This window comes from Devosia sp., assembly GCF_017744655.1.
In the GTDB taxonomy this organism is placed as follows: Bacteria; Pseudomonadota; Alphaproteobacteria; order Rhizobiales; family Devosiaceae; genus Devosia.
This window is the reverse complement of sequence record NZ_JAGIAW010000003.1, coordinates 29611-54852: the sequence shown is the minus strand read 5'-3', so window position 1 is coordinate 54852 and position 25242 is coordinate 29611. Positions and strand designations below refer to the sequence as shown.

Below are 25242 nucleotides of genomic sequence, written 5' to 3'. Positions count from 1 at the left end.
GAACAAAAGAATGTCCGGCACACTGATCCTGGTCCGCCACGGCCAGAGCGAATGGAACCTGAAAAACCTCTTCACCGGTTGGCGCAATCCCAACCTCACCGAGCAGGGTGAAGGCGAAGCCCGCGCCACGGGCAAGGCGCTCAAGGCACAAAAATTCGCGCCCGACCTCTTTTACACCTCGGCCCTACGCCGCGCCCAGCACACGCTCGATCTCATCCTCGAAGAGATGGGCATCCTCAACGTGACGATCACCCGCAATGTCGCGCTCAACGAACGCGACTACGGCGATCTCTCGGGCCTCAACAAAGACGACGCTCGCGCCAAGTGGGGCGAAGAGCAAGTGCTGATCTGGCGCCGGTCGTTCGACGTTCCCCCTCCGGGCGGCGAAAGCCTCAAGGACACCGCAGCGCGCACCCTGCCCTATTACGACGCCGAAATCCTGCCGCAGCTGAAGGCCGGCAAGACGGTTCTCATCGCCGCCCACGGCAACTCCCTCCGCGCCCTCGTCATGGCCATCGAAGGTCTTACGCCAGACGAAATCCTGGCCCGTGAAATCGCCACGGGTGAACCGACGGTCTACAAGATCGGTCCTGACGGCAAGCTGGTCGAGCGTCTGAAGCTCTAAGCTTTCGTCCCGCCTCACCACACGCACAACGTCATCCCCGCGAAAGCGGGGATCTCTGTTTCTCGCGCCGAAAAATAGATTCCCGCTTTCGCGGGAATGACGTTGTGGCGGAGAGGATTCACGTGAAACGCAAAGTTCGAACGGCGCTTAATGCGCCGCCGAAACCACCCCGGCCTCCCAGCCGAGAATAGCCCGCTTGCGCGGCACGCCCCAGTGATAGCCAGTCAGCGCGCCCGACGTTCCCACCACCCGGTGGCACGGCACCACAAAGCTGATTGGATTTTTGCCCACCGCCGCGCCCACCGCCCGCGACGCCGTCGGCCGCCCGATATGATTGGCGACGCTCGAATAGGTGACCGCCTGCCCGCACGGAATCTTGAGAAGCGTCTCCCAGACCTTCACCTCAAAATCCGTCCCGATAAGCACCACCCGCACCGGCCGATCCGGCGACCAACGCCCCGGCTCGAACACCTGCGCCACCATGGGCGCAATCCGCGCGTCGTCCCGCGTAAACCGCGCCTTCGGCCAGCGATTGGCCAAATCGGCAAACGCCTCTTCCACCGTCATATCCTGGTCGGCAAAGCCCAGGCCCGACATGCCGTATTCCGTGGCCGTCACCACGGCGAGCCCGAAGGGCGATGGCGCCACGCCCCAGAACATGTCGATCCCCTCACCCCCGGCGCGGAACACCCCCGGCGGCATGGCTTCATAAGTCACGAAGAGATCATGCAGCCGCGATGTGGAAGACAGCCCCACTTCATAGGTCGTGTCCAAGACACTCGCCTTGTCGCGTAGCAGCGACTTGGCGTGGTCGAGCGCCACCGCCTGCGCAAAACTTTTTGGACTGAGCCCGCACCAGCGCCGAAAGAGATCGGTCAACTGCCGCTCGGTCAGCCCGAGGGCCCGCGAAAATTTGCCGAGATCGGTCGCATCAGGGCCATTCTCGCTGAGATAACGAATAGCCGCGCGAATGGTGTCGTAGTCGCTGGCCGGGGCGATATGGGCAAGCTGGTTCATGGCCGTATCTTTCAATTGAGCTTTTGCCCCTTTTAGTCCGGGAAGATAGCGGTTCGCGACCCGGTTTTGACGCGTCTAGCCTTGGCGCGCCTTGCGCATGGCCTGCCCAAAGGCGCGGGCAAAACTCGACTTGTCGTTGATCGCGAGAAAAGCGCCGATCTCGATGCGTTCATTGCCATGGCTGAGATACATGGCGGTCGTGCGCTCGTTCTCGTCCCGATCAAGCACCAGCCGCACTTTCTTGGGGTCGAACCGGCGCATCTGCCTGTCCCCGCCCCGACCCGCAGTGACCACCTCGATCTGGCCGGGCCAGACCGTAATCTGTTCGGTCAACCGCGAGCGCCGCGCCTGCCGCAGCGAAAAGGCGACGAGGCCGGCCGCGGCAATGGCAAAACCAAGCACGCCCGGCAGCAAAAATTCCGGCACGGCAACCAGGAAGAAGGGCAGGCCCAAAAGGCCGGCAACGGCAAGACCAATCCAGCCACCGGCAGCGCGCAGCGATCTGTCCGGCCGCAGTGTGGCCGAAAACAGGGGACTAGTCGTTGTGCTGGTTTGCATTGGCATGATGGACTCGCCCTGAAATATTGGCAGAGATTCGGGGGCGAGAGAATGCCAAGTCCTAAAAAAGTGAAAAAACTAAACCGTGCCCAGGCCGAGGCGATTTTCGAGCGGTTCCATGAGATCGAGCCCGAGCCCAAGGGCGAACTCGATTATATCAACGCCTATACTCTGCTAGTGGCCGTCGTCCTCTCCGCCCAAGCCACCGACGCCGGCGTCAACAAGGCAACGAAACGTCTCTTCGAACTCGCTCCCTCGCCCGAAGCCATGGTGGCCTTGGGCGTCGAGCAGATCACCGAACTCGTCAAAACTATTGGGCTTTATCGCGGCAAGGCCAAGAACGTCTTTGCCCTGAGCCAGATTCTCCTCGACCAGCACGGCGGCGAAGTCCCCGACAATCGCGAAGCCCTCGAAGCCCTGCCTGGCGTCGGCCGCAAGACGGCCAATGTGGTGCTCAACATCTGGTTCAAGCAGCCGACCATTGCGGTGGACACCCACCTTTTTCGCGTCGGCAACCGCACCGGCCTCGCCCCCGGCAAGACGCCGCTGGCGGTGGAACTGGCGCTGCAAAAGCAGATCCCCGAGCGTTTCATGCTCCATGCCCACCATTGGCTGATCCTTCACGGTCGCTACATCTGCAAGGCCCGAAAACCCGAATGCTGGCGCTGCCCGATCAGCGAGTGGTGTCTTTTTGAACCAAAATCGCCGCTGCCAAGGGCCGCATAAGCGTTCGATCATCGCACCTGCTGCCCCACCCCCTCCCGTCCTCCCCCATCTAGGGGGAGGTGAAGGGACGGTAGTTTTTGGCGGGATCGTGCCCCAAACTCGATCTGGCACCTCCCCCTAGATGGGGGAGGCTGGGAGGGGGTGACGAGAGCCACAGGCCCTAGCTCCCATACCCCCGCGCCATAGCCGCTGCAAAAATCGGGATCAGCAACAGCACCCCCGCCTGCAGATGCACGAACCTTCTGCTCGTCCCGATCTCCCCTGCTGGTACAACAAAATCAGCCACCCCCTCGCCGGCCTTCGCCCAGCGCCTGATCGCCAGGGTCGGCTGGATGGAGAGCAGCCCCATCACCAGGAACAGTGCCATCTTCCCCCAAAAAGCGTGATTGCCGAGATAATACCAGGGATCGACGCCCCCGAACCAAACGCGCAGGACGCCGACGGCGATCACCACGGTTGCCATCGCGCCATAGGCCGCATCGATCCGCGCCAATTGCCCGAGCCGTGCCCCACCCAGCCCCGGCCTGATCAGCGCAAACTCTGCCGCAAAAATCCCCACTAGCGAAAAAACCGCCAGATGGTGGGCGCAAGCCAATATCAAATTCCAGTCCATTGCGCTGGCCTCGTCAGGGTGTTAACGGTGCTCACATTTAATCCCCTCATGTAAACAATGTCAACATCCCTCAATTCGCCTTATCATCACGGCAATCTGCGCCAGGCCTTGCTCGAAGCCGCGCTGATCATTTTGGAAAAGGAAGGCGAAGCCGGCCTCGGCCTGCGTGACCTCGCCCGCGCCGTCGGCGTCTCCGCCGCTGCGCCCTATCGCCACTTCGATTCCCGCGCTGCCCTCCTTGAAGCGCTCGCCGTCACCGGATTCCAGCGCTTTTCCGCCGCCATGGAAGCGGTAGCATCGAGCAATCCGGCCGACCCCATGGCCGCCATGGGCAAGACCTACGTGCTCTTCGCGCTGAGCAATGCCAATCTCTTCCGCCTGATGTTCTCACCCCAGCTGAAGAAAGACGGCCGCCCCGGCCTGCGCATGGCCGCCGACGCCGCCTTCGATACCCTGCGCCACGTCGTCGGCGGCGACATGAAAACGGGCCGCATTAAAGCCCTCGCCGCCTGGGCCAAGGTCCACGGCCTTTCCATCCTGCTCCTCGACGGCCAGATCGCCCTGCGCGCAGGCGAAGACACCGAGGCGCTGATCGCCGAAATTATCGGGAGTCTTTAGCGGGTTCGGCGACCTTGGCCCCACCCCCTCCCATCCTCCCCCATCAAGGGGGAGGTGCCGCATCGAGTGTTTGGCACGTTCTCATCAAAACCGCTGTCCCTTCACCTCCCCCTTGATGGGGAGGCCGGGAGGGGGTGATTTCGGACCCAAAAACCCAAAACATTGCCCCCGCCTCCCGCCTGCGCTAAACCCTCTCCCGATTTTCCTCATCCCGGACTGCCCGCATGACCCAGACCCGCTTCGACGTGCTGACGATCGGTAATGCCATTGTCGACATCATTGCTCCCGTCGAGCCCGGCTTCATCGAGCGCGAAGGCATGAAGGAAGGGATCATGCACCTGATCGATACCGATCGGGCTGAAGACCTCTATTCAAAAATGCCGCTCACCCGGCAGCAGATTTCCGGTGGCTCCGCCGCCAATACCGCCGCCGGCGTCGCCTCGCTCGGCGGCCGCGCCGCTTTCGTGGGCAAGGTCGCCGACGATCCGCTTGGCGATGTCTTCGAAAACGATCTCGACGCCATCGGCGTCTATTACAACACCTCGCGCCTCAAGAACGGCGCGCTGACGGCCCGCTCGATGATCTTCCTCTCGGAAGCCGAGCGCACCATGAACACCTATCTCGGTGCCTGCCACCAGCTCACCGAAGCCGATATCCGCCCCGACGAAATCGGCGGCGCCGCCATCACCTATATGGAAGGTTTTCTGTGGGACCCGGTCGAAGCCAAAAAGGCCTTCGTGCTCGCCGCCCACTATGCCCATAAGCATGAGCGCGCCGCGGCCTTCACGCTATCGGACCCGTTCTGCGTCGACCGCTACCGCGCCGAATTTTTGGACCTCATTCGCTCCAAGACGATCGACTACGTCTTCGCCAATGTCCACGAGCTGAAATCGCTCTACGAAACCGACGATCTCGGCACCGCCGTCCGCGCCATTGCGCAAGATGCCGAACTGGCCGCCATCACCATGGGCGCCGAGGGTGCTATGGCGGTCTACAATGGCGAAGTCGTCTCTGTTCCGGCCTTCCCGATCGACAAGGTGGTTGATGCCACCGGCGCCGGCGACCTCTTTGCCTCCGGCTTCCTCCTCGGCATGGCCCGCGGCCAAAACCTCGAATCCGCCCTCAAGACCGGGTGCCTCGCCGCCTCCGAAGTCATCTCCCACATCGGCGCCCGGCCACAGCTCGACCTGCAAGATCTGTCGCGGCAGCATGGTCTGGCGGGCTAGGTCCCAGCGCCACCCCATCCACAGAACCTCCCTTCTCCCCTTGTGGGAGAAGGTGCCCGAAGGGCGGATGAGGGGTATTCTTGCGTAGCCTGAGCGAACTCCTCTGCGGATGAGAGAAACCCCTCACCCTAAACAACCCGCTGAACGCGGATTGTTCTGTCCCTCTCCCACAAGGGGCGAGGGGAAGAACGGGGCCTAGCCCAAACTCGCCCGCATCTGCATCAGCGCCGCATCCGTCCCCGCCGTCGGCCGGAACTCCAGCCCGACAAAGCCATCATAGCCCTGCCCCTGCAGCCACTTGAGCGGCCGCTTCAAATCCAGCCCACCACTTCCGGGCTGATTGCGCCCAGGATGGTCCGCCACATGCACATGCACAATGTGCCTTGCGCGCTCGCCAATCACCTCTTCGGGCACCTCACCCATCACCATGGAATGATAGAGATCATAGGTGATACCGATCTCCGGCCGATTGACCGCATCCATGATATCGAGCGCCTCAACCGTGCTGGTGAGATAATAGCCCGGATGATCCACCCGATCATTGAGCGGCTCGAGCCCCAGGCGAACTCCCGACCCTCGCAACACCTCGGCCGAACGCTGCATGGCAATCGTCAGCCCCTCGTGCTGCTTCGCCCGCTCGATCCCCGGCAGCAGCGGTCCCGACTGGCAAATAAGTACACCCGCCCCAAGCCGCAGCGCCACATCCCGGCTCTTCTCGAGGCCCGCGAGAAACCGATCATGGTCCCCCTCGCGCGTCAGCTCGGCAAAAGGCTCCGCCACGATCCCGGCCAGCTTGACGCCAGTCTCACCTAGCACGCGCTCCATGGCATCGAGGTCCTTGTTCGACCACAGCCAGAATTCCACCGCCTCAAAACCCGCCGCCTTGGCGAGACGAACCCGCTCTACCGGATCAGGCGTCTCCGGCACGAACAGCATTTCGATACAGGCCGAGTAACGCATCAGGCCAACCGCGTCCCTGACCCAGCCATCTCGGCCAGGATCGCCCGCGCCGCCGCTGCCGGGTCCGCCGCCTCGACGATGGGCCGCGCCACCACCAGATGGCTGGCGCCCACGGCCAGCGCTTCGGCCGGCGTCATCACCCGCTTCTGGTCGCCCAAGGCTGCACCCGCTGGCCGAATGCCCGGCGTCACAATCGCCATCTTCGGCCCCAGAATGGTCCGCACCATTTCCGCCTCATGCGAGGAAGCAACAATGCCGCCGATTCCGGCTTCCTTGGCCTGCTGCGCACGCAGGGCCACCAGCCCCGCCGCATCACGCTCATAGCCGGCTTCCTTCACATCGGCATCGTCCATGGAAGTGAGCACCGTCACCCCCAGCACGCAGAGGTCAGACCCTGCCGCCGCCTTGGCCGCCGCCTTCATGCATTTGGGATAGGCATGCACCGTCAGCATTGCCGCGCCGGTCGCCGCAATCGCCGCGACGCCCTTTTCGACCGTGTTGTCGATGTCGAGCAGTTTCAGGTCAAAAAACACCTTCTTGCCCGCTGCGATCAGATCCCTGCCGAGTGCAAAGCCGTCAGCGCCATAAAAGCACTGATAGCCGATCTTGTAGTAGTCGACCGTATCACCCAGCGCAGTGACGATCTCCTCGGCACGGGCGCGCGTCGAAACGTCGAGCCCCACGATCAAATGGCCGGCCATGGCAAAATCCCTTCCTGTCGCTGATTTGGGTTGGGGTCGCACATCGCCGACGCCACGGCAAGACGAAATCGCCGACCCTATGCCGCCATAACACCTTGCGGGAAAAATCCTATGCCGTCATAAGACGGCCGATTCATCTCTATTCTGAAAGCAAAATGCAGCAGCAGGCCCTTTCCACCCTGGTCGCCTGGATGCGGCTCGATTCCGCCATCGCCGCCTTCCATCTCGAACTGAAACAGCGCCACGGCATTACCGGCCTGCAACTCGCCGTGCTTCACACGCTGGCCGAACGCCCGCACATGGCCCTAGCCGCGCTGCGAAAGGGCCTCGACATGCACGCGGCCACATTGGGCCAGTCCATCGACGAACTCCGCCGCTTCGATCTCTGCGTGGTCCGCACCGACCCGCGCGATCGCCGCGCCCGCCTCGTCGCCATCACCCAAAAGGGGCTCGACCTCGTAAGCGCCGTTCCCCTCGCTGGCCCCAATCGCCTGCGCCAGCTCGAAACCGATCCGGCCCGCCTCGATCGCCTCACCGAAGCCCTGACCGACGCCCTCGATCTTTTTGCGCTGGGTGAAAAGAAGGCCTAGCGCCACCACTCGTCCGGCAGGTCTTCCATCGCCATCCATTCGGTGTGCAGCGCCGTACCGTTCACATCGAACACAAAGGCATTGCCGCCGCCCCGGTGGCCATGCCGGCTCTGATCCTCGCTGCGCGCAATTTTCCGTCCGCCAAGGTGACACTTCAGCAGCGTCCCGACTGCCCCGTGCCCGCAGAAAATCACCGAAGTATCGGGAGGCACGCTTCTTAGGGCAGCAAGCACCGTTTCCACGATCCGGCGCTGCGCATCCCCTGCCTTTTCCCAGCCATCGACGCTCACCTCTGGCTCGGCAAAGAACCGATCCGCCGTTTCCTCGAACAAGGCCGGGGGCAAGAATCCCGTAGCGCTGCGATCGTTCTCGCCCATCAGGTGATCGGCCAATACCGGCGTCCCCGCCTGCGCGGCAACAATCTCGGCCAGTTCCAGCGCCTTGGTCTCCCGGCTCGAAAACACAAAAGTGCCCGCCGGAACGATCCGTCGGGCTGCAAAAGCTTCGGCTCTCTCCCGCCCCTCTTCGGAAAGTCCCCAGAGCGGCACCGGCACATTGGCATCCATGCGCACCTGCGGATGGGTCAGATAGAGAGCCTTCATCGCTTAGCCCCGCGAAAAATGCGTCAACTCGTGCACCATCTGTTCAACCTTGCGGATGATCACCGGTTCCACCGGATTACCTGCCTCATCGAGCGCCTCTTCCGCCGGCCCGATGCCTAAGAGCGTCGGCACCACCAGTGCTCCAACTTTCGAGAGCGAGTCCCTGAGATGGCTGAGACTCCAGATGGTCCCATATTTCCCCGAACTGACCCCACCAATCCCAAACACGGCATGCCGGAACGGGCTCGGCCTTTGCCGGCTGATCCAGGTGATGGTGTTGACGATCAGCGGCGATACCCCCCCATTATATTCCGGCGTCGCGATGAAGACGATGTCGTGGCTGCGCCACATTTCGGCCAGCTTCACCGCCGCCTCCGGCACGGAATCGGCCTCGAGATCCTCGTTGAAGATCGGCATGGGAAAATCCATCAAGTCGAGTTCGGTGACCTCAACCCCCGCCTTCGTCAGGGCTCGGCCCATATGCTGCTGCAGGACACGATTGTATGAGCCCTTGCGGATAGAACCGGAAAGGGTGAGCGCTGTCTTCATGTTGACTCCGAAAATTCTGCTGGCTGTCGAAAATGGCTTGGCTCACTCGTCGAAGGCAAGAGGATTGACTTGGCCAAGGCAATCCAAAATGACTTAAGAAAACGCCTAACTATTGGAGAGAACCATGCCCTCGATGATTTTCGTCAACCTTCCCATCGCCGATCTCGCCGCCTCCATGGCCTATTACAAGGCGCTGGGTTTTGATCACAATCCCGATTTCACCGATGAAACCGCCGCTTGCATCGTCATTTCGGAGACGATTTTCGTGATGGTCCTCACCCACGAAAAATTCAAGCAATTCGCGCGCCTGCCGATTGCAGACGCCAAGAAGGAAACCCAGGCGCTCTACGCCCTCTCGCGCGACAGCCGCGAAGCGGTGGATGCCATCGCCGAAGCCGGCTTGAAAGCCGGCGGCACGGAAGTGCGCGATGCCCAGGACATGGGTTTTATGTACTCCCGCGCCGTCGCCGATATCGATGGCCACGTCTGGGAATATGTCTGGATGGACATGTCCGGCATGCCGACTGAGTGAGGAAATCGACTGTCGCCCCCCTCACCGACTCGGGCTGCGCCCGAGCCACCTCTCCCCGATGGGGAGAGGAATAAGAGGAAGCCACCGCCTATTCTTCTCCCCATCGGGGAGAAGGTGGCGCGCAGCGCCGGATGAGGGGTGACGGCCCAGCGCTTGGACGCGTGTGGCCCAGCCACGGTCAAGCGCGACGTCATTCCCGCGTAAGCGGGAATCTCGCCCCGGACCCCAGAAACAAAAATCCCCGCTCGCGCGGGGATTTCATTTTAGGCTTCGAACATTTTTTTCAGCTTGTCGAAGAACCCGCCCGATTGCGGGCTCGTATCCTTCGTCTCAAGCTCGGCAAACTCTTCCAACAATTCCCGCTGACGCTTGGACAGATTCTGCGGCGTCTCGATATCGAGCTGCACATAGAGATCGCCGATATCTTTTGACCGCAACACCGGCATGCCCTTGCCCTTGAGCCGCACGCGCTGCCCCGGCTGGGTTCCTGTCGGCACCTTCACCTTGGCCCGGGCACTATCGAGCGTCGGCACTTCGAATTCGCCGCCCAAGGCTGCCGTGGTCATCGAAATCGGCACGCGGGCATAAAGGTCCGCGCCATCGCGCTGGAACAGGTCATGCGGCTTGATCGAGATGAAAATATAGAGATCGCCTGGCGGGCCGCCCCGCACCCCGGCCTCGCCCTCATTGGCAAGCCGAATGCGCGTCCCGTCCTCGATCCCCTTCGGAATATCGACCGAAAGCTTGCGGTTCTCCTGCCGACGGCCCTGGCCACCGCAATCGGTGCAGGGCTGGTCCATCATCTGGCCGCGGCCCTGGCAAACCGGGCAGGTGCGTTCAATGGTGAAAAAGCCCTGCGCCGCACGCACCTTGCCATGGCCATTGCATTGACGGCAGGTATGCGTGCCGGTCCCCGGCTTGGCGCCCGACCCTTCGCAGGTGTCGCAGCCAACCAGCGTCGGCACGTCGATCTCGACCGTGCGGCCCTCAAAACTCTCTTCGAGCGAGATTTCAAGATTATAGCGCAGGTCCGAGCCGCGCAGTTTTGAGGCACCACCGCCGCCGCCGCGACGGCCGCCGCCGCCCATGAAGTCCCCAAAGATGTCCTCAAAGATATCGGACATGGACGAGGTGAATTCGGGCCCGAAACCGCCGCCGGGACGCCCGCCGCCCTGCTCGAAGGCAGCATGGCCAAACCGATCATAGGCGGCGCGCTTCTGGCCGTCCTTGAGCGTATCGTAGGCTTCGTTGATTTCTTTAAATTTGTTCTCGGCCTCGGCATTGCCGGGATTGCGGTCCGGATGGAACTGCATGGCGAGTTTGCGATAGGCGCTTTTGAGCGTCGCCTCGTCTGCGCCCTTCTGGCAGCCGAGCACTTCATAAAAATCGCGTTTGGCCAAAAATCTTCTCCGAAACAGCCGGTCGCGCTTTTCCCGCGCCCCGCTTAGGCAAGCCCAGTCATTCGTCCCTAGATGGCAATCGACCCCACAACCCGCAAGGGGCCTGGGGTCGGCAAGATGTAGGGCCGTGTTGCAAGTGCTTTAGCAAGAGTGCGCAAAAGGGGCAACTTTGCTGACGCAGTAAGCGTGATTCACGTGGAACACCCCCTCACCCGTCTCGCGCTGCGCGCGATCCACCCTCTCCCCGATGGGGAGAGGAATAAAGGCACCGAGCCCCCCAAAGGCACCGGCCCATCCTTCTCCCCATCGGGGAGAAGGTGGCGCGTAGCGCCGGATGAGGGGGATGCTTCCACAAACAAGAAGGGCCCGGTGTCGCCACCGAGCCCTTCTTCAAAAATGACAAAAGCTTACTTCTTGTCGTCGTCCTTGACCTCTTCGAAGTCGGCGTCGACGACATCGTCTTCGTCGTCCTCATCGCGGGTGCCATTGGCCTTGGCTTCGGCTTCCGCCTGGCTGGCCTTGTACATGGCTTCGCCGAGCTTCATCGAGGCTTCGGCGAGAGCCGAAGTCTTTTCCTTGATCACTTCGGCATCGTCGCCATCGAGCACGGCCTTGAGGTCGTTGATCGCGCTTTCGATCGCGCTCTTGTCCTCGGCCGAAACCTTGTCGCCATAGTCCTTCAGCGACTTTTCGGTCGAGTGGACGAGCGATTCGGCCTGGTTCTTGGCTTCCACCGCTTCGCGCTTGCGCTTGTCGGCTTCGGCATTGGCTTCGGCGTCCTTCACCATCTTCTCGATGTCGGCGTCGCTGAGACCACCAGAAGCCTGGATGCGGATCTGCTGTTCCTTGCCGGTGCCCTTGTCCTTGGCGGACACGTTCACGAGGCCGTTGGCGTCGATATCAAAAGTCACTTCGATCTGCGGCACGCCACGCGGTGCGGGCGGAATGCCGGCGAGGTCGAAATTGCCGAGCAGCTTATTGTCTGCCGCCATTTCGCGTTCGCCCTGGAAGACCCGGATGGTCACGGCAGACTGATTGTCTTCAGCGGTCGAGAAGGTCTGGCTCTTCTTGGTCGGGATCGTGGTGTTGCGGTCGATGAGGCGCGTGAACACGCCACCCAGCGTTTCGATGCCGAGGCTCAGCGGGGTCACGTCGAGCAGCAGCACGTCCTTGACGTCGCCCTGCAGCACGCCGCCCTGGATGGCAGCGCCGAGCGCCACGACTTCGTCCGGATTGACACCCTTGTGCGGTTCCTTGCCGAAAAGCTGTTTTACGGCCTCCTGGACCTTGGGCATGCGGCTCATGCCGCCAACGAGAACGACTTCGTCGATCTGGCTTGCGGAAATGCCGGCATCCTTCATGGCCTGCTTGCACGGCTCGATGGTGCGCTGGATCAGGTCGTCGACCAGCGATTCGAGCTTCGAACGGCTCAGTTTGAGGGTGAGGTGCTTCGGACCAGAAGCATCTGCCGTGATGAAGGGCAGGTTGATTTCGGTCTGGGTCGAGGACGAAAGTTCGATCTTGGCCTTTTCGGCAGCTTCCTTGAGGCGCTGCAGAGCGAGCTTGTCGTTGCGCAGGTCGATGCCCTGCTCTTTCTTGAACTCGTCGGCAAGATAGTCGACGAGACGCATGTCAAAGTCTTCGCCACCGAGGAAGGTGTCGCCATTGGTCGACTTCACTTCGAAGACGCCATCGCCGATTTCGAGAATCGACACGTCGAAGGTACCGCCGCCAAGGTCATAGACCGCGATGGTGCCGGAATTCTTCTTGTCGAGACCATAGGCAAGCGCAGCTGCCGTCGGCTCGTTGATGATGCGCAGCACTTCAAGGCCGGCAATCTTGCCTGCGTCCTTGGTGGCCTGGCGCTGAGAATCGTTGAAATAGGCGGGGACAGTAATGACAGCCTGCGTGACGGTCTCGCCGAGATAGGCTTCGGCGGTTTCCTTCATCTTCTGCAGCACCATGGCCGAAACCTGGCTCGGGGAGAACTTGTCGCCCGAAGCTTCGACCCATGCGTCGCCATTGTCGGCGGCCACGATCTTGAAGGGCACGAGGCCCTTGTCCTTGGCCACGACCTTGTCGTCATAGCGGCGGCCGATCAGGCGCTTGACCGCAAACAGGGTGTTTTCGGGATTGGTGACTGCCTGGCGCTTGGCCGGCTGGCCAACAAGGCGTTCGCCATCCTTGGAGAAAGCGACCATGGACGGGGTCGTCCGGGCGCCTTCGGCATTTTCGATCACTTTGGGATTGCTGCCGTCCATGACGGCGACGCAGCTATTGGTTGTACCGAGGTCGATACCAATGACTTTTGCCATAAAACTAGCCTCTCTTCATAGCGAACCCACTCGCGAAGCCCTTTTCGCAAAGCAGCCTCATGCCCCTTGTGGGGCCGGGTCCCTCGTAGGTTGATTTGCCCGTTCTCGGGCCTCGTGGCGTATATAGGGGGGTGCGCTTGGGGCTTCAAGCGCGTCGGCGGCGAGAAATGCCCCGAAATGCCTTTGCGAGAAAGAAAGACGCTGCCCGACGACCCCAGGCAGCGCCTTTCTTAATCAGCGCGTGATCAGTCGGTGATTGTGTAGCTGCCGAGGCTGCAAATATCGATTCCCGGCTCGATCAGCTCAGCGCCGCTGTCCATCACGAACTTGAAGTCATAGATGCACTCTTCCGAGCCGTCGCCGATCGTCACGGTGCCGTTATAGCCGGATTCGAGCGTGCCGCTGTCGCCGAGGAGGTCATAGCCCCAATTGTTGTCATTGCTCGGCGAGGTATAAAAATAGTGCAGCGCCTGCGAGCTTTCGTTGATCAGTGTGAATTCAACGGTCTGCGCGGCGGCCGGCGCGACGCCAGCCACAAATGCCAGGGCGGCAAAGGCGCCCAGCAGTTCGGTCTTCATTTGAAATTGCCCTCAAACCGGTCGCACATCGCGCCCGGACGGCCATATCTGCCACGCCCGAATTTTTCCGCCAAGTGGGGCCAGATTCTCTGCGTCATTCCCGCGAAAGCGGGAATCTCTCTTCGCCCCTGAGATCCCCGCTTCCGCGGGGATGACGCGGTGTATAAAACCCCTTCCATGTTTACATCAGGCACCGTGCTCCTGCACGACAACCTCTCACCCCACGGCCAGAGCCGCCTCTTTTCCGAACCGAAAGAGGTGCTTTGCGCCTACGACGCCGAGACCGCCCGCAAGGCGCTCACCCGCATTGCCGAAGCCGGAAAAGACGGCCTCTGGGCCGCCGGCTATTTTAGCTATGAACTCGGCTTCTTGTTTGAAGAGCGCCTGGAAAAACACCTGCCCGCCCGTAGCGAAACGCCGCTTCTCTGGTTTGGCCTCTACGACGGCCCAAAACCCTTTGCCGGCCTGCCCGACACCGAAGATGGAACGGCGGAAAACCTCGCCCCCGCGACAAGCTTCGCCGCCTATGCATCCGCCTTCGAACGGGTAAAAAACTACATCGCGGCCGGCGACACCTATCAGGTCAACCTGACCTTCAAGGCCGAGTTCCAGCTTTCCGGCTCCCCCCTCGGCCTCTACCGTCGCCTGGCCCAAAGCCAGAAGACGGCCTACGGCGCCTACATCAACGCCGGCGACCATTTTGTCCTGTCGCGCTCCCCCGAACTCTTCGTATCCGGTACCGGCAACACCCTTTCGGCCCGCCCGATGAAAGGCACCCTGCCCCGCGCGCCTCTCGCCGCGCAAGACGCCGCCGACCGCGCCGCCCTCGCCAATGACGAAAAGAACCGCGCCGAAAACCTGATGATCGTCGATCTCCTGCGCAATGACCTCGGCCGCATTGCCGAAATCGGCTCAGTTGAGGTGACCGACCTCTTCACGGTCGAAACCTATTCCACCCTCCACACCATGACCTCGGGCATCACGGCAAAGCGCCGGCCCGATGTCACCATGCTGGACGTCCTCGAAAACCTCTTCCCCTGCGGCTCCATCACCGGCGCCCCAAAACTGCGCGCCATGGAAATCATCCGCGAAGTCGAGCTTTTGCCTCGCGGCCTCTACACCGGCTCCATCGGCTACATCGCCCCCAATGGCGATTTCGCCTTCAACGTCGCCATCCGCACCGCCGTCATCGATTCTTCCGGCAGCGGCACCATCGGCATAGGCGGCGGCATCGTCGCCGATAGCGAAGCAGAATCCGAATACAGTGAGGCCCTGCTCAAATTGCGCTTCCTCAGCGATCCGGCCCCGCCGGTCACCCTGATCGAAACGTTAAAATGGTCGCCCGAAGAAGGTTTTGTTCTCCTCGGCCGCCACCTCGCCCGGCTTCTCGCGTCCGCTGCCTATTTCGGCCTTCCCGCCGACGCCGCCCAGGTCACCACGCGCCTTCTCGCCGAAAGCGCAAACTGGACCGCCCCCATGCGCGTCCGCTTGACCCTTTCCGAAGCAGGCATCAAGATATCAGCCGTCCCCCTGCCGCCAAATCCCGAAAAATTCCGCTTCATTATCGCGAGCGAAACCCTCGATTCCACCTCGGTCTGGCTCGCCCACAAAACCACCAACCGCGCCTTCTACGATTCTCCCCGCATCGCGGCCCACGACTCCCTCGGCGTCGACGAAGTCGTCTTCCTCAACGAGCGTGGCGAGCTAACGGAAGGCTCGATCACCAATCTCTTCATTGAGCGAAACGGAAAACTTCTCACCCCGGCCCTCTCCTCCGGTCTCCTCCCTGGCACCCTCCGAGCCGAACTGATCGAAACCGGCAAGGCCGAAGAAACCATTCTCACCCTTGCCGATTTGCATGGTGCCGATGCAATCTTCTTCGGCAATTCCGTGCGCGGCCTGATCCGCGCCGAGCTTCTTGAGCCAAAGGACGCCGCCTGATGACCCAAACTATCGGCCCCGAAGACGTGCTCGTCGTCGTCGATGTGCAATATGACTTCCTGCCCGGCGGCAATCTGGCCGTTGCCGGCGGCGACGAAATCGTGCCGCTGATCAACGCGCTGGCCAAAAAATTCAAGAACGTGGTCTTCACCCAGGACTGGCACCCGGCCGACCACATCTCTTTCGCGAGCAATCACCCCAGCAAAGCGCCCTTCGAAACCATCGAACTCGACTACGGCACACAAGTCCTCTGGCCCGACCACTGCGTCTGGCAGACCCGCGGCGCTGAACTTTCAAGCGATCTCGACATCCCCCACGCCCAGCTCGTGATCCGCAAGGGCTATAACAAAGCCATCGATTCCTATTCCGGCTTCCAGGAAGCCGATCGCGAAACCCTGACGGGCCTTGCTGGCTATCTCAACGAACGCGACGTCGGCCGCCTCTTCGTCGTCGGCCTCGCCACCGATTTCTGCGTCGCCTGGACCGCCCTGGATGGCGCTGCCGGCGGCTTTGACGTCGCCATCATCGAAGATGCCACCCGGGCAATCGACGCCAATGGCTCGCTCGAAAAAGCTTGGGCCGATTTGAAGGAAGCCGGCGTCGAGCGCATGATGAGCCGGGAAATACTGGGCTAGATCCCCCTCGCCCGTCTCGCGCTACGCGCGATCCACCCTCTCCCCGAGGGGGAGAGGAATAGAGGAGAGCCCCGATGCATTCTTCTCCCCATCGGGGAGAAGGTGGCGCACAGCGCCGGATGAGGGGGATTCTCTCCAAAAAAACAAAAAGGGCGCCTCGCAGCGCCCTTTCCAAAACCCAAAAGAATCAGACGTTCTTATCCACGCCCTCGGCCGCCGGAGCGGCCCCGCCGCCCTTGGCCACACCCACCATGGCTGGCCGCAAGATGCGATCGCCAATGGCAAAGCCTTCCTGCACCACCTGCACGACCGTGCCTTCCGGCACGCTCGGGTTCGGCACTTCGAACATCGCCTGATGCTTGTTCGGGTCAAACTTCTGGCCGGCCGCCTCGATCGGCTTCACGCCGTGCTTACCCAGGAGGCGCTGCATTTCGCGCTCGGCCAGCTCCAGCCCTTCGATCAGGCTTTTGAGCGTACCTTCAGCGGTCGCCCGCGTTTCCTCCGGGATCACCAGCAGCGCGCGGCTCAGCGCGTCGGTGGCGCTCAACATGTCGCGGGCAAAGCCGGCAATGGCATAGGAGCGCGTATCCGCCACATCGCGCTCGGTGCGCTTGCGCAGGTTTTCCATCTCGGCATGCGTGCGGAGCACGCGGTCCTTCAGTTCGGCATTTTCCGCAAGAAGGGCCTCGACGGGATCGACCTCCGGCGTTTCGGTGGCCGGGATTTCGGTCTCCGGCGTTTCGCCCTGGGCGGCGTTCTCGTCGCTCATCATGTTTCCATGGCCTCAATCAAGAAAAGTTTCGCCCCGCATATCGGCCAATACGCAGCGCATTTCAATAGTTCAGCGCTTCCTCGCCATGAGTCGCGTCAGCACATTGGCCGTATAATCCACCACCGGCACGATCCGCGCATAGTTGAGCCGCGTCGGCCCGATCACGCCCAAGACGCCAACCACCTTGTCATTGGCATCCTTATAAGGGCTGAGAATCACCGAGGACCCCGAGAGCGAAAACAGCTTGTTTTCCGAGCCGATGAAAATGCGCACCCCCTGCGCCTTCTCGGCATCGCCCAGCAGTTCCAGCAGCCCTTCCTTACTCTCCAGCTCATCAAAAAGCTGCCGCATCCGCTCCAGCTCATCGCTCGCCATCGCGTCATTGAGCAGGTTCGCCCGCCCCCGCACGATCACCCGTGGCGCGGTGGAAGGAGAATCCTGCACCAGCGTCGCAATCCCGTCGTCGACGAGTTTTTGCGTGAGTTCATCCAACTCCGCCCGCTGCTCCACCCGCCGCTCATCCAGCGCTTTTCGCGCCTCCGACAGGGTTCGCCCAACAACATAGTGCGCTAAATAATTGCTCGCCTGCTGCAGCGCCGCGGCCGTAAAACCCGGCGGCAGTTCGAGAATACGGTTCTCCACCTGCCCATCGTCACCGACCAGAATCGCCATGGCCCGTGAATTGTCGAGCCGCACGAATTCCACATGCCGCATCACCATATCGGCCTTGGTGGCAATCACCAACCCGGCGCCCTGGCTCAGCCCAGAGAGCAGAGAACTGGCTTCGGTCAGCAGGTCATCCACCTGCCGTCGCCCCGCATGGCCCTCAATATGCTGGGCAATGCTGCGCCTCTCGCTCTCATTGACCGCGCCCACTTCGAGCATGGAATCGACGAAAAACCGCAATCCCTGCTGCGTCGGCGCGCGCCCGGCCGAGGTATGCGGCGCCGCAATCAAGCCGAGATCCTCAAGATCGGCCATCACATTGCGCACCGAAGCGGGCGAGAGTTCCGTCTGCAACAGTTTGGACAGATCGCGCGACCCAACCGGCAGGCCGGTATCGAGATAGCGTTCCACCAGCCGCCTGAAAATTTCCTGGCTGCGCGAATTGAGGACGCTCAAAAATTCGTCGTGCGGGTGGACCATGATGTTTTGAATGAAACTTTTGGCTTTAACCTTGCTCCCTCATTTAAGCGTTCAGTGCAAGGGCGGTAAGCGGCGCGGCGCTTGTTCCGCGCGGCTAGGAAGGTTAAGAGGCGGTAAATAGGAAAAACGAGACCAAAGCATGCGGCCTTCCGGACGCGCCCCTGATGCAATGCGGGCTGTCACCATCGAGCGCAACGTCGCCATGAAAGCCGAAGGCTCCTGCCTCATCGCTTTCGGCAATACCAAAGTGCTCTGCACGGCCTCGGTCGAAACCAGCCTTCCCGGCTGGCTGCGCGGCAAGGGCCAGGGCTGGGTCACCGCCGAATATGGCATGCTCCCCCGCGCCACCGGCACCCGCACCCGCCGTGAAGCCACGGCCGGCAAACAGTCCGGCCGCACGCAGGAAATTCAGCGCCTCATCGGCCGCTCGCTCCGCGCCGTGGTCGATCTGACCGCTCTCGGCGAGTCCCAGATCACCCTCGATTGCGACGTCTTGGAAGCCGATGGCGGCACCCGCACCGCCTCGATCACTGGCGCCTATATTGCGCTGGCCGATGCCATCAAATGGCTCGAAGAGCGCAAGCTGACCAAGGGCCCCGTGCTCAAGGATTCGGTCGCCGCCATTTCCTGCGGCATCTATCGCGGCTCTCCGGTGCTCGATCTCGACTATCTCGAAGACGTCGAAGCCGAAACCGACGCAAATTTCGTCATGACCGGCTCGGGAAAATTCGTCGAAATCCAGGGCACCGCCGAAGGCGCTCCCTTTGATCGCGAAGAGCTCAATGCGCTGATGAACCTTGCCGGCAAGGGCATTGGTGAACTGTCGCTGCTGCAACAGGCGGCGCTCGAAGCATGAGCATTTTCAGTCTGTTGAAGAAGGCCCCCTCACCCGCCGGCCAGGCCGGCGACCTCTCCCCTGAGGGAGAGGTGTCGCTGCGCGACGGGGAGCCGCCCCACCTCTCCCTTCGGGGGAGAGGTCGCCGCGAAGCGGCGGGTGAGGGGGCCTTGGCCACCTTCTCGGAGAAAAACTGCGCCATCTGGAACGACATTCAACGCGCGCTGGAGTCCAAATGACCATCCCAAAACTCCGCCGCGGCGACCGCCTCGTCCTTGCCACGCACAACGCTGGCAAGCTGAAAGAATTCCAGGAGCTGTTTGCTCCCTTCGGCCTTGAGCTGATTTCCGCCGGCGATCTCGGCCTGCCCGAGCCCGAAGAAAACGGCACCACCTTCGCCGAAAACGCCCGCACCAAGGCCCATGCCTCGGCCAAGGGCGCCAATATGCTCGCCCTGTCCGACGATAGCGGCCTTTGCGTCGATGCGCTCGACGGCCAGCCCGGCGTCTACACCGCCGATTGGGCCGGCGTGCCGCGCGATTTTACCAACGCCATGCAGCGTGTTCAGGACGAGCTGCTGGCCAAGGATGCGACCACGCCCGAACAACGCACTGCCGCCTTCAACGCCACCCTTTGCCTCGCCCATCCCGATGGCCGCGACGTGCTCTATGTCGGCAAGTGCGAAGGCACCCTGATCTGGCCGCCCCGCGGCGCGCAGGGCCATGGCTACGATCCGATGTTCCAGCCAAACGGCTACGACATCACCTTCGGCGAAATGTCGCCCGAGCAAAAGCATTCCTGGTCGCCGGGCGAGCAGGGCCTGTCCCACCGCGCTCGCGCCTTTGCCCAATTCGTGGAGAACCAGATTGAACAGAGCTGAGGACTTGATCCAAGGCTCCGTTCCATCAACCGCCGTCATTGCCGGGCTTGTCCCGGCAATCCATCTCGCCTCCGCATGGACCACGGGGAAATCGCACGCATGAGCAATCCCAACGACCTGTTCGGCGTCTACGTGCATTGGCCGTTCTGCGCGTCCAAGTGCCCTTATTGCGACTTCAATTCCCACGTCCACCGTGGCCCGTTCGACGAAGACGCCTTCGTTGAAGGCTACAAGAAAGAGATCGCCCACATGGCGGCGCTCTCTCCCGGCCGTCTAGTCCAGTCGATCTTCTTCGGCGGCGGCACGCCCTCGCTGATGTCGCCAAAAGCCGTCCAGACCATTCTGGATACCATTGCCGGCCACTGGCAGGTGGACAGCAACGCCGAAATCACCCTCGAAGCCAATCCGACCTCCGTGGAAGTCGATCGTTTCCGTGGTTTCCGCGGCGCCGGCATCAACCGCGTCTCGCTCGGCGTCCAGTCGCTGCGCCCGGGCCCTCTGGCCGAACTCGGTCGCCGCCACACGGTCGAAGAGGCCGTTGCCGCTGTCCGCATCGCCCAGTCGGTTTTCGATCGCTCGAGCTTCGACCTCATCTATGCCCGCCCCAAGCAGACGCTTGAGGATTGGGAAGACGAATTGAAGGAAGCCATCTGGCTCGCCCGCGGTCACCTTAGCCTCTATCAGCTCACCATCGAGCAGGGCACGCGCTACTTTGACCTCTTCAATGCCGGCAAGCTGCAAATGCCGAACGAAGACCTCGGCGCCGATTTTTATGAGCTGACTCAGGAATTGACCGCCGCCGCTGGCATGCCAGCCTACGAGATTTCCAATCACGCCGTGCCCGGCCAGGAAAGCCGGCACAACATGCTCTATTGGCGCTATGGCGAATATGCCGGCATCGGCCCCGGCGCCCATGGCCGCTTGTTGGTCAACCACCAGCGCCACGCCACCGCCACGGAAAAAATGCCCTTCGACTGGCTCAAACTCGTCAACGAGTTCGGCCACGGCATGACCACCGACGATGTCCTCACCTGGGAAGAGCAGGGCGACGAATACCTCGTCATGGGCCTGCGCCTGAAAGAGGGCATTTCGCCCACCCGCTTCATGTCCATCTCCGGCCGCACCATCGCCGAAAAACAGATCGAAGCGCTCAAGGGCTATGGGTTCGTCGAAACCCTCCCCAATGGCAATATCCGGGTCACTGAGAAGGGTTTTCCGGTGCTGGACGCCGTCGTGGCGGACCTGGCGGCTTAAAACACCCCCTCACCCGTCTCGGCCTTCGGCCGATCCACCCTCTCCCCGATGGGGAGAGGAACAAGAGGTGGTCGCCGGCCCATTCTTCTCCCCATCGGGGAGAAGGTGGCGCGAAGCTCACCGAATTCGCGTTTGCGAATTCGGTAGGGATGAGGGGGAATCTAGAGTTTAGCCCCATCCACCGTGGTCGCCCCGCCAGCCCCCACCTTCTTCACCACCAGCGCATATTCCGCCCGGCCATTCACCAAAAACCGGAACGCCCCATCCCGCCCATTGAACCCGGAAGCTCCCGTTAGCAGCCCCGGATTATACGGCGGGCTCGCCATCGACAGCGTATTCACATTGGCCAAAATCGTCGCCGTATAGGCAATCGTCGCCAGCGGATGCGGCCGCGATCCAAACTTGGCCTGATAGTCCCCGGCAATCGCATTGAACCCAGCCTCGTCAACCGCCGGATAAATCGCCCCCGCCAATCCCGGCGTCGCATTGATCGTGGCATCACCCGCCCAATCCGCGGACCCCACGATCTGCACCGCGTCCCCAGTCACCCCGGCACCAGCCAGCGCCGCCGCAAATGCCGGCGCACTCGCTCGCTCGGGAATAAAGAAAGTATCGATCATACCCCGATCGATCTGCTGCTTCGCCTGCGCCACGATCTGCGCCGCCTCGCCCGGCCCCGAAAAGGTGTAAACCGCCGGCGCGCCAAACCCAGCCGCATTTGCCTGCTGCCGGAACGCCGTCGCCAACGCCTCGCCATAAGGCGTCGCCGGAAAAGCCCCCGCCAGCCCGCGCCGCCCCTGTGCCTTCAGGTAAGTTATAGCGCGTTTCATCTCCATTTCGGGCAGCACGGACAGGAGATACACCCCCTGCCCCGCGGCGCTGGCATTGTTCGAAAACCCGATCAGTGGCACCCCAGCGCTCCGCGCCACATCGGACACCGCCACCACCTGATCGCCCTTCAGCGGCCCAAGGATCAGCTTTGCGCCACCAGCCACAGCCGCATTGGCGGCATTCACCGCCCCAGCCGCACTATCCCCAGTATCGCGCAGCGTGATGGTAATATTCTCGGCAATGTTCGGATTGGCTTCCACAAAAGCGATCGCCAGCTTCGACGCATTGGCCAGCGACGTCCCGACCGCCGCCAGCGACTGATCGCCCGAAAGCGGCAAGAGCAGCGCCACGGGCACCGGCCCGCGCCCGAACACCTCGCCACCCGATTGTGGCATCGGACTTGGCGTCAGAATACCGCCGCCAGTATTCCCGCCACCGACATTGCCAGAGGGTTCACCCCAGCCCAAAGTGCGCGAACCGATCTGAAATGTGCCCGGCGAGCACGAGGTCAAAGCCAGACCGATCGCGAGCGCAAAAACGCCGCGCCGCCATTTGGCATTTACCTGACCAAAACCCATGAAAGCGGTCCGAGATGCTCACAGTCTGTTAACAAACTGCCCTCATTTCGTTAAGCAAGTCTCAACCCGAGGAGCATCCGGCGTGACCGATATTTTGGCCCAATATTTCATTGCCGGCTCGGCCTTTAGCGCCCCGCCGCTCGCCGCCGGCCTCTATGTCGTCTCGACCCCCATCGGCAATCTGCGCGACATCACCATCCGCGCTTTGGAAACCCTCGCCGCCGCCAGTATCGTCCTTTGCGAGGACACCAGAACCTCCGCAAAACTCCTCGATCACTTCGGCATCCGCGGAAAACGCCAGCCTTTACATGAACATAACGAGCGCGCTCGGGCCGAGGAAATCGTCTCCCGCATTGCATCAGGCGAAGCCATCGCCCTGATCTCCGACGCCGGCACCCCCCTACTTTCCGATCCCGGCTTCCCGCTCATCCGCGCCCTGGCCGAAGCCAATCTCCCCGTCTTCCCCATCCCCGGCGCCTCCGCCCTCCTCTCCGCCTTGGTCGTCGCCGGCCTTCCGACAGACGCCTTCGCCTTCCACGGCTTCCTGCCCCCCAAATCCGGCGCCCGCGCTAACGCCTTGGCAAAGCTGGTGGATTCACGTGAAACACTGGTCTTTTACGAGTCTCCCCGCCGCCTCGACGACACCCTTGCCGCCATGGCCGAGGTTCTTGGCACCCGCCAAGCCTCCGTCAGCCTCGAACTGACCAAGCGTTTCGAGCGCACATTTCGCGGGACGCTCGCCGAACTCGCGGAAAAATTCGCAGGCGAAGAAACCAAGGGCGAAGCCGTCATCGTCGTCGCCGGCGCCGACGAACCCAGCGCCCCCGCCGCCGAAGACTGGCAGGCTGCCCTCCTCACGGCCATGGCTGACCAGCCCATGCGCTCAGCCGTCGACGAAATCGCCGCCCGCTACGGCCTGAAACGCAAAGAAGTCTACGATGCCGCGCTCGCCCTCAAGGCCCAGCAATAAAAGGCAAATCGCCGAACGCGGTGGCCAGCGCGGTGAAGCGCTGGCAGCGCTCTTTCTGCAGTTGAAGCTCTACCGCATCCGAAACCGCCGCTACAAAACACCCATCGGCGAGATCGACCTCGTCGTCGAACGCAACGGCACCATCGCATTCGTGGAAGTGAAGACCCGGGCCCACCATTCGGGCGAAGCTGAAGCCCTCGAGGCTGTAAACACATCCCGCATCGTCCGCGCCGCCGAGCATTGGCTTGCGCGTCACCCGCGCGAAGCGGAAAAGACCTGCCGCTTCGACGTGATTTTCCTTGCACCGGGTCGCTGGCCGCGCCATCTCATCAACGCGTTCGAAAGCTAAGGGACAAAAATGTCGCTCAAAGTCGCTGTCCAGATGGACCACGTCTCCACCATCAATCCGAGCGGCGACTCGACCTTCGCCATGATGCTCGAGGCCCAGGCCCGCGGCCACGAACTGCTGCATTACACGGCGAACACCCTGTCCCTGCGCGACAACGTGGTCACCGCCCTCGTCCAGCCGATCACGGTGACCGACGCCGAAAAGGGCCAGCATTTTGCCCTTGGCGAAGCCAGGCGCGTCGATCTGTCGACCCAGGACGTGATCCTGATGCGCCAGGACCCGCCCTTCGACATGAACTACATCACCATCACCCATATTCTCGAGCGTCTGCACCCGAAGACTTTGGTGGTGAACCCGCCTTCCGCCGTGCGCAACGCGCCGGAAAAAATCCTCGTGACCGATTTCCCGGAGCTGATGCCGCCGACTTTGGTGACGCGCGACCGCGCTGAAATCCATGCTTTCCGCAAGGAGCACGGCAACATCATCGTCAAGCCGCTCTACGGCAATGGCGGTGCCGGTGTCTTCTTCATCCAGGAGGGCGACCACAACCTCAATTCGCTGATTGAGCTGTTCGAGCAGAACTATCCCGAGCCGTTCATGATCCAAAAGTATCTTCCGGACGTGCGCAAGGGCGACAAGCGCATCATCATCATCGATGGCGAGCCGGTGGCCGGCCTCAACCGCATCCCAGCCGAGGGCGAAGCCCGCTCCAATATGCATGTCGGCGGCCGCCCTGAGCTTTCCCCGCTCACCGAGCGCGAAAAGGAAATCTGTGCCACCATCGCTCCGGCGCTGAAAGAACGTGACATGATCTTTGTCGGCATCGACGTCATCGGCGACTACCTTACCGAAATCAACGTCACCTCCCCCACTGGCATCCGCGAAATTAAGCGCTTTGGCGGCCCCGACATCGCCGTCCTCATCTGGGACGCCATCGAAAAGCGCCGGGCCTAGGCGATCACGGAGTGCGGTGCGGTGACTAGAGAAATTGTCTACACCGCACACGCACTGACGGCGATGCGTGAACGCGACCTACCCAAAGAGTGGGTCGAGCGAACTGTACTGCAGCCTGATTGGACCGAACCCGATCCGCGAGACCCCGCCGCCATGAGGTATTTTCGTTCAATAGTCGAATGTGAAGGACGCCATCTGCGTGTGGTCCTGGTGCAAACGGACCAAAACACTCGTATATTGACTGCATTCTTGGATCGCGGTGCGAGGCCGAAATGAACAAGCCCACTGTGAGTTACGATAGCGAAGCCGACGCTGCCTATATTCGCTTCTCCACCGGCAAGGTGAGGGAAAGCGAAGAAGTGTCGGACGGAATTGTTCTCGATTATGATGAAGACGGGCATATAGTGGGCATGGAAGTCTTGGACGCAAGGCGCCATCTGCCCCCGCAACTCCTGGAAGAAGCGGCCTAGGCGCCGCCGCTTGGCGA

At 61.9% G+C, this 25242-nt stretch carries 30 protein-coding genes; 17 read left to right on the top strand and 13 right to left on the bottom strand.

Annotation, left to right across the window (positions count from 1 at the left end; translation table 11 throughout):
• Window positions 1-10 precede the first annotated feature (10 nt).
• Entirely contained in the window at window positions 11-625 is a 615-nt protein-coding gene (locus tag J7557_RS07950; protein ID WP_291419078.1) for a 2,3-bisphosphoglycerate-dependent phosphoglycerate mutase, read from the top strand.
• Between the two features lie 147 nt (window positions 626-772).
• Here J7557_RS07950 and J7557_RS07945 read toward each other — a convergent pair whose 3' ends face one another.
• Both J7557_RS07945 and J7557_RS07940 read right to left on the bottom strand, forming a co-directional pair.
• Entirely contained in the window at window positions 773-1642 is an 870-nt protein-coding gene (locus J7557_RS07945; RefSeq protein WP_291419076.1) for a bifunctional helix-turn-helix domain-containing protein/methylated-DNA--[protein]-cysteine S-methyltransferase, read from the bottom strand.
• Between the two features lie 75 nt (window positions 1643-1717).
• Window positions 1718-2206 carry a DUF2244 domain-containing protein gene (locus J7557_RS07940; protein ID WP_291419074.1) on the bottom strand — a complete coding sequence of 163 codons (489 nt, stop codon included), beginning with the start codon at window positions 2204-2206 and terminating at the stop codon, window positions 1718-1720.
• Window positions 2207-2251: 45 nt separating this feature from the next.
• Here J7557_RS07940 and nth point away from each other — a divergent pair, with 45 nt between their 5' ends.
• Window positions 2252-2926: an endonuclease III gene (gene nth / locus J7557_RS07935; protein ID WP_291419072.1), complete on the top strand. Its 675-nt coding sequence runs from the start codon at window positions 2252-2254 to the stop codon at window positions 2924-2926.
• Window positions 2927-3086: 160 nt separating this feature from the next.
• Here nth and J7557_RS07930 read toward each other — a convergent pair whose 3' ends face one another.
• Window positions 3087-3539 carry a DUF2214 family protein gene (locus J7557_RS07930; protein WP_291419070.1) on the bottom strand — a complete coding sequence of 151 codons (453 nt, stop codon included), beginning with the start codon at window positions 3537-3539 and terminating at the stop codon, window positions 3087-3089.
• A gap of 57 nt (window positions 3540-3596) precedes the next feature.
• Here J7557_RS07930 and J7557_RS07925 point away from each other — a divergent pair, with 57 nt between their 5' ends.
• Together J7557_RS07925 and J7557_RS07920 are read left to right on the top strand one after the other, a co-directional pair.
• A complete protein-coding gene (locus J7557_RS07925) occupies window positions 3597-4157 on the top strand; it encodes a TetR/AcrR family transcriptional regulator (protein WP_291419068.1) in 561 nt (186 codons plus the stop codon).
• Between the two features lie 224 nt (window positions 4158-4381).
• Window positions 4382-5383, top strand: coding sequence for an adenosine kinase (locus tag J7557_RS07920; protein ID WP_291419066.1), 1002 nt, complete (start codon window positions 4382-4384; stop codon window positions 5381-5383).
• A gap of 195 nt (window positions 5384-5578) precedes the next feature.
• Here the strand turns inward: J7557_RS07920 and J7557_RS07915 are convergent, their stop codons facing one another.
• Both J7557_RS07915 and pyrF read right to left on the bottom strand, forming a co-directional pair.
• Window positions 5579-6346 (bottom strand): TIM barrel protein, encoded by a 768-nt coding sequence (locus J7557_RS07915; protein WP_291419579.1) that lies wholly within the window; start codon window positions 6344-6346, stop codon window positions 5579-5581.
• Complete coding sequence (gene pyrF / locus J7557_RS07910; protein WP_291419064.1) at window positions 6343-7044, bottom strand: orotidine-5'-phosphate decarboxylase; 702 nt, start codon at window positions 7042-7044, stop codon at window positions 6343-6345. The genes J7557_RS07915 and pyrF overlap by 4 nt, the downstream gene beginning before the upstream one ends.
• Window positions 7045-7199: 155 nt before the next feature.
• Here pyrF and J7557_RS07905 point away from each other — a divergent pair, with 155 nt between their 5' ends.
• Window positions 7200-7634, top strand: coding sequence for a winged helix DNA-binding protein (locus J7557_RS07905; RefSeq protein WP_291419062.1), 435 nt, complete (start codon window positions 7200-7202; stop codon window positions 7632-7634).
• Here J7557_RS07905 and J7557_RS07900 read toward each other — a convergent pair.
• A complete protein-coding gene (locus J7557_RS07900) occupies window positions 7631-8236 on the bottom strand; it encodes a histidine phosphatase family protein (RefSeq protein WP_291419060.1) in 606 nt (201 codons plus the stop codon). The genes J7557_RS07905 and J7557_RS07900 overlap by 4 nt on opposite strands.
• A gap of 3 nt (window positions 8237-8239) precedes the next feature.
• Window positions 8240-8785, bottom strand: a complete 546-nt coding sequence (locus J7557_RS07895; protein ID WP_291419058.1) for an NADPH-dependent FMN reductase — start codon at window positions 8783-8785, stop codon at window positions 8240-8242.
• Window positions 8786-8909: 124 nt separating this feature from the next.
• On the opposite strand from J7557_RS07895, the gene J7557_RS07890 reads away from it, so the two are divergent.
• Window positions 8910-9317: a lactoylglutathione lyase gene (locus tag J7557_RS07890; protein WP_291419056.1), complete on the top strand. Its 408-nt coding sequence runs from the start codon at window positions 8910-8912 to the stop codon at window positions 9315-9317.
• A gap of 263 nt (window positions 9318-9580) precedes the next feature.
• On the opposite strand, the gene dnaJ is transcribed toward J7557_RS07890, so the two are convergent.
• The 3 genes from dnaJ to J7557_RS07875 all read right to left on the bottom strand — a co-directional run bounded on the left by dnaJ (window position 9581) and on the right by J7557_RS07875 (window position 13610).
• Window positions 9581-10717, bottom strand: coding sequence for a molecular chaperone DnaJ (gene dnaJ, locus J7557_RS07885; protein WP_291419054.1), 1137 nt, complete (start codon window positions 10715-10717; stop codon window positions 9581-9583).
• Window positions 10718-11124: 407 nt separating this feature from the next.
• Window positions 11125-13032 (bottom strand): molecular chaperone DnaK, encoded by a 1908-nt coding sequence (dnaK, locus tag J7557_RS07880; protein WP_291419052.1) that lies wholly within the window; start codon window positions 13030-13032, stop codon window positions 11125-11127.
• Window positions 13033-13277: 245 nt separating this feature from the next.
• Window positions 13278-13610 carry a hypothetical protein gene (locus J7557_RS07875; protein ID WP_291419050.1) on the bottom strand — a complete coding sequence of 111 codons (333 nt, stop codon included), beginning with the start codon at window positions 13608-13610 and terminating at the stop codon, window positions 13278-13280.
• A gap of 177 nt (window positions 13611-13787) precedes the next feature.
• Between J7557_RS07875 and pabB the strand changes: the two genes are divergently transcribed.
• Together pabB and pncA are read left to right on the top strand one after the other, a co-directional pair.
• Complete coding sequence (gene pabB / locus J7557_RS07870; protein ID WP_291419048.1) at window positions 13788-15551, top strand: aminodeoxychorismate synthase component I; 1764 nt, start codon at window positions 13788-13790, stop codon at window positions 15549-15551.
• Window positions 15551-16186, top strand: a complete 636-nt coding sequence (gene pncA, locus J7557_RS07865; RefSeq protein WP_291419046.1) for a bifunctional nicotinamidase/pyrazinamidase — start codon at window positions 15551-15553, stop codon at window positions 16184-16186. Before pabB ends, pncA begins: the two co-directional genes overlap by 1 nt.
• Window positions 16187-16373: 187 nt before the next feature.
• Here pncA and grpE read toward each other — a convergent pair whose 3' ends face one another.
• Window positions 16374-16955, bottom strand: coding sequence for a nucleotide exchange factor GrpE (grpE, locus tag J7557_RS07860; protein ID WP_291419044.1), 582 nt, complete (start codon window positions 16953-16955; stop codon window positions 16374-16376).
• Between the two features lie 72 nt (window positions 16956-17027).
• Complete coding sequence (hrcA, locus tag J7557_RS07855; RefSeq protein WP_291419042.1) at window positions 17028-18104, bottom strand: heat-inducible transcriptional repressor HrcA; 1077 nt, start codon at window positions 18102-18104, stop codon at window positions 17028-17030.
• Between the two features lie 139 nt (window positions 18105-18243).
• Between hrcA and rph the strand changes: the two genes are divergently transcribed.
• The 4 genes from rph (at window position 18244) to hemW (ending at window position 21073) form a co-directional block, all read left to right on the top strand.
• A complete protein-coding gene (gene rph, locus J7557_RS07850) occupies window positions 18244-18960 on the top strand; it encodes a ribonuclease PH (RefSeq protein WP_291419041.1) in 717 nt (238 codons plus the stop codon).
• Window positions 18957-19178, top strand: a complete 222-nt coding sequence (locus J7557_RS07845; protein WP_291419039.1) for a hypothetical protein — start codon at window positions 18957-18959, stop codon at window positions 19176-19178. The genes rph and J7557_RS07845 overlap by 4 nt, the downstream gene beginning before the upstream one ends.
• Window positions 19175-19819, top strand: coding sequence for a non-canonical purine NTP pyrophosphatase (locus J7557_RS07840; RefSeq protein ID WP_291419038.1), 645 nt, complete (start codon window positions 19175-19177; stop codon window positions 19817-19819). The genes J7557_RS07845 and J7557_RS07840 overlap by 4 nt, the downstream gene beginning before the upstream one ends.
• A gap of 99 nt (window positions 19820-19918) precedes the next feature.
• Window positions 19919-21073, top strand: coding sequence for a radical SAM family heme chaperone HemW (gene hemW / locus J7557_RS07835; protein WP_291419036.1), 1155 nt, complete (start codon window positions 19919-19921; stop codon window positions 21071-21073).
• Between the two features lie 161 nt (window positions 21074-21234).
• Here hemW and J7557_RS07830 read toward each other — a convergent pair whose 3' ends face one another.
• On the bottom strand, window positions 21235-22482 hold the full coding sequence (locus J7557_RS07830) for a penicillin-binding protein activator (RefSeq protein ID WP_291419034.1): 1248 nt from the start codon (window positions 22480-22482) through the stop codon (window positions 21235-21237).
• 82 nt (window positions 22483-22564) lie between these two features.
• Between J7557_RS07830 and rsmI the strand changes: the two genes are divergently transcribed.
• The 5 genes from rsmI to J7557_RS07805 are packed head-to-tail and all read left to right on the top strand — an operon-like array spanning window position 22565 to window position 25225.
• Entirely contained in the window at window positions 22565-23452 is an 888-nt protein-coding gene (gene rsmI / locus J7557_RS07825) for a 16S rRNA (cytidine(1402)-2'-O)-methyltransferase (RefSeq protein WP_291419032.1), read from the top strand.
• Window positions 23421-23801: a YraN family protein gene (locus tag J7557_RS07820; RefSeq protein WP_291419030.1), complete on the top strand. Its 381-nt coding sequence runs from the start codon at window positions 23421-23423 to the stop codon at window positions 23799-23801. Before rsmI ends, J7557_RS07820 begins: the two co-directional genes overlap by 32 nt.
• A gap of 9 nt (window positions 23802-23810) precedes the next feature.
• The gene (gshB, locus tag J7557_RS07815; RefSeq protein ID WP_291419028.1) at window positions 23811-24755 is read left to right on the top strand and encodes a glutathione synthase; all 945 of its coding nucleotides are present in this window, start codon (window positions 23811-23813) and stop codon (window positions 24753-24755) included.
• Window positions 24756-24776: 21 nt separating this feature from the next.
• Window positions 24777-25031: a DUF4258 domain-containing protein gene (locus J7557_RS07810; RefSeq protein ID WP_291419026.1), complete on the top strand. Its 255-nt coding sequence runs from the start codon at window positions 24777-24779 to the stop codon at window positions 25029-25031.
• Window positions 25028-25225 (top strand): DUF2283 domain-containing protein, encoded by a 198-nt coding sequence (locus J7557_RS07805; RefSeq protein ID WP_035084635.1) that lies wholly within the window; start codon window positions 25028-25030, stop codon window positions 25223-25225. Before J7557_RS07810 ends, J7557_RS07805 begins: the two co-directional genes overlap by 4 nt.
• Window positions 25226-25242: the final 17 nt, after the last annotated feature.

Excerpts from the sequence above, each read along its gene's own strand:
- J7557_RS07950 (WP_291419078.1), top strand. The coding sequence starts at position 11 with ATGTCCGGCACACTGATCCTGGTCCGCCACGGCCAGAGCGAATGGAAC.
- J7557_RS07945 (WP_291419076.1), bottom strand. The coding sequence starts at position 1,642 with ATGAACCAGCTTGCCCATATCGCCCCGGCCAGCGACTACGACACCATT.
- J7557_RS07940 (WP_291419074.1), bottom strand. The coding sequence starts at position 2,206 with ATGCCAATGCAAACCAGCACAACGACTAGTCCCCTGTTTTCGGCCACA.
- nth (WP_291419072.1), top strand. The coding sequence starts at position 2,252 with ATGCCAAGTCCTAAAAAAGTGAAAAAACTAAACCGTGCCCAGGCCGAG.
- J7557_RS07930 (WP_291419070.1), bottom strand. The coding sequence starts at position 3,539 with ATGGACTGGAATTTGATATTGGCTTGCGCCCACCATCTGGCGGTTTTT.
- J7557_RS07925 (WP_291419068.1), top strand. The coding sequence starts at position 3,597 with ATGTCAACATCCCTCAATTCGCCTTATCATCACGGCAATCTGCGCCAG.
- J7557_RS07920 (WP_291419066.1), top strand. The coding sequence starts at position 4,382 with ATGACCCAGACCCGCTTCGACGTGCTGACGATCGGTAATGCCATTGTC.
- pyrF (WP_291419064.1), bottom strand. The coding sequence starts at position 7,044 with ATGGCCGGCCATTTGATCGTGGGGCTCGACGTTTCGACGCGCGCCCGT.
- J7557_RS07905 (WP_291419062.1), top strand. The coding sequence starts at position 7,200 with ATGCAGCAGCAGGCCCTTTCCACCCTGGTCGCCTGGATGCGGCTCGAT.
- J7557_RS07900 (WP_291419060.1), bottom strand. The coding sequence starts at position 8,236 with ATGAAGGCTCTCTATCTGACCCATCCGCAGGTGCGCATGGATGCCAAT.
- J7557_RS07895 (WP_291419058.1), bottom strand. The coding sequence starts at position 8,785 with ATGAAGACAGCGCTCACCCTTTCCGGTTCTATCCGCAAGGGCTCATAC.
- J7557_RS07890 (WP_291419056.1), top strand. The coding sequence starts at position 8,910 with ATGCCCTCGATGATTTTCGTCAACCTTCCCATCGCCGATCTCGCCGCC.
- dnaK (WP_291419052.1), bottom strand. The coding sequence starts at position 13,032 with ATGGCAAAAGTCATTGGTATCGACCTCGGTACAACCAATAGCTGCGTC.
- J7557_RS07875 (WP_291419050.1), bottom strand. The coding sequence starts at position 13,610 with ATGAAGACCGAACTGCTGGGCGCCTTTGCCGCCCTGGCATTTGTGGCT.
- pabB (WP_291419048.1), top strand. The coding sequence starts at position 13,788 with ATGTTTACATCAGGCACCGTGCTCCTGCACGACAACCTCTCACCCCAC.
- pncA (WP_291419046.1), top strand. The coding sequence starts at position 15,551 with ATGACCCAAACTATCGGCCCCGAAGACGTGCTCGTCGTCGTCGATGTG.
- grpE (WP_291419044.1), bottom strand. The coding sequence starts at position 16,955 with ATGAGCGACGAGAACGCCGCCCAGGGCGAAACGCCGGAGACCGAAATC.
- hrcA (WP_291419042.1), bottom strand. The coding sequence starts at position 18,104 with ATGGTCCACCCGCACGACGAATTTTTGAGCGTCCTCAATTCGCGCAGC.
- rph (WP_291419041.1), top strand. The coding sequence starts at position 18,244 with ATGCGGCCTTCCGGACGCGCCCCTGATGCAATGCGGGCTGTCACCATC.
- J7557_RS07845 (WP_291419039.1), top strand. The coding sequence starts at position 18,957 with ATGAGCATTTTCAGTCTGTTGAAGAAGGCCCCCTCACCCGCCGGCCAG.
- J7557_RS07840 (WP_291419038.1), top strand. The coding sequence starts at position 19,175 with ATGACCATCCCAAAACTCCGCCGCGGCGACCGCCTCGTCCTTGCCACG.
- hemW (WP_291419036.1), top strand. The coding sequence starts at position 19,919 with ATGAGCAATCCCAACGACCTGTTCGGCGTCTACGTGCATTGGCCGTTC.
- J7557_RS07830 (WP_291419034.1), bottom strand. The coding sequence starts at position 22,482 with ATGGGTTTTGGTCAGGTAAATGCCAAATGGCGGCGCGGCGTTTTTGCG.
- J7557_RS07820 (WP_291419030.1), top strand. The coding sequence starts at position 23,421 with ATGCCGCGCTCGCCCTCAAGGCCCAGCAATAAAAGGCAAATCGCCGAA.
- gshB (WP_291419028.1), top strand. The coding sequence starts at position 23,811 with ATGTCGCTCAAAGTCGCTGTCCAGATGGACCACGTCTCCACCATCAAT.
- J7557_RS07805 (WP_035084635.1), top strand. The coding sequence starts at position 25,028 with ATGAACAAGCCCACTGTGAGTTACGATAGCGAAGCCGACGCTGCCTAT.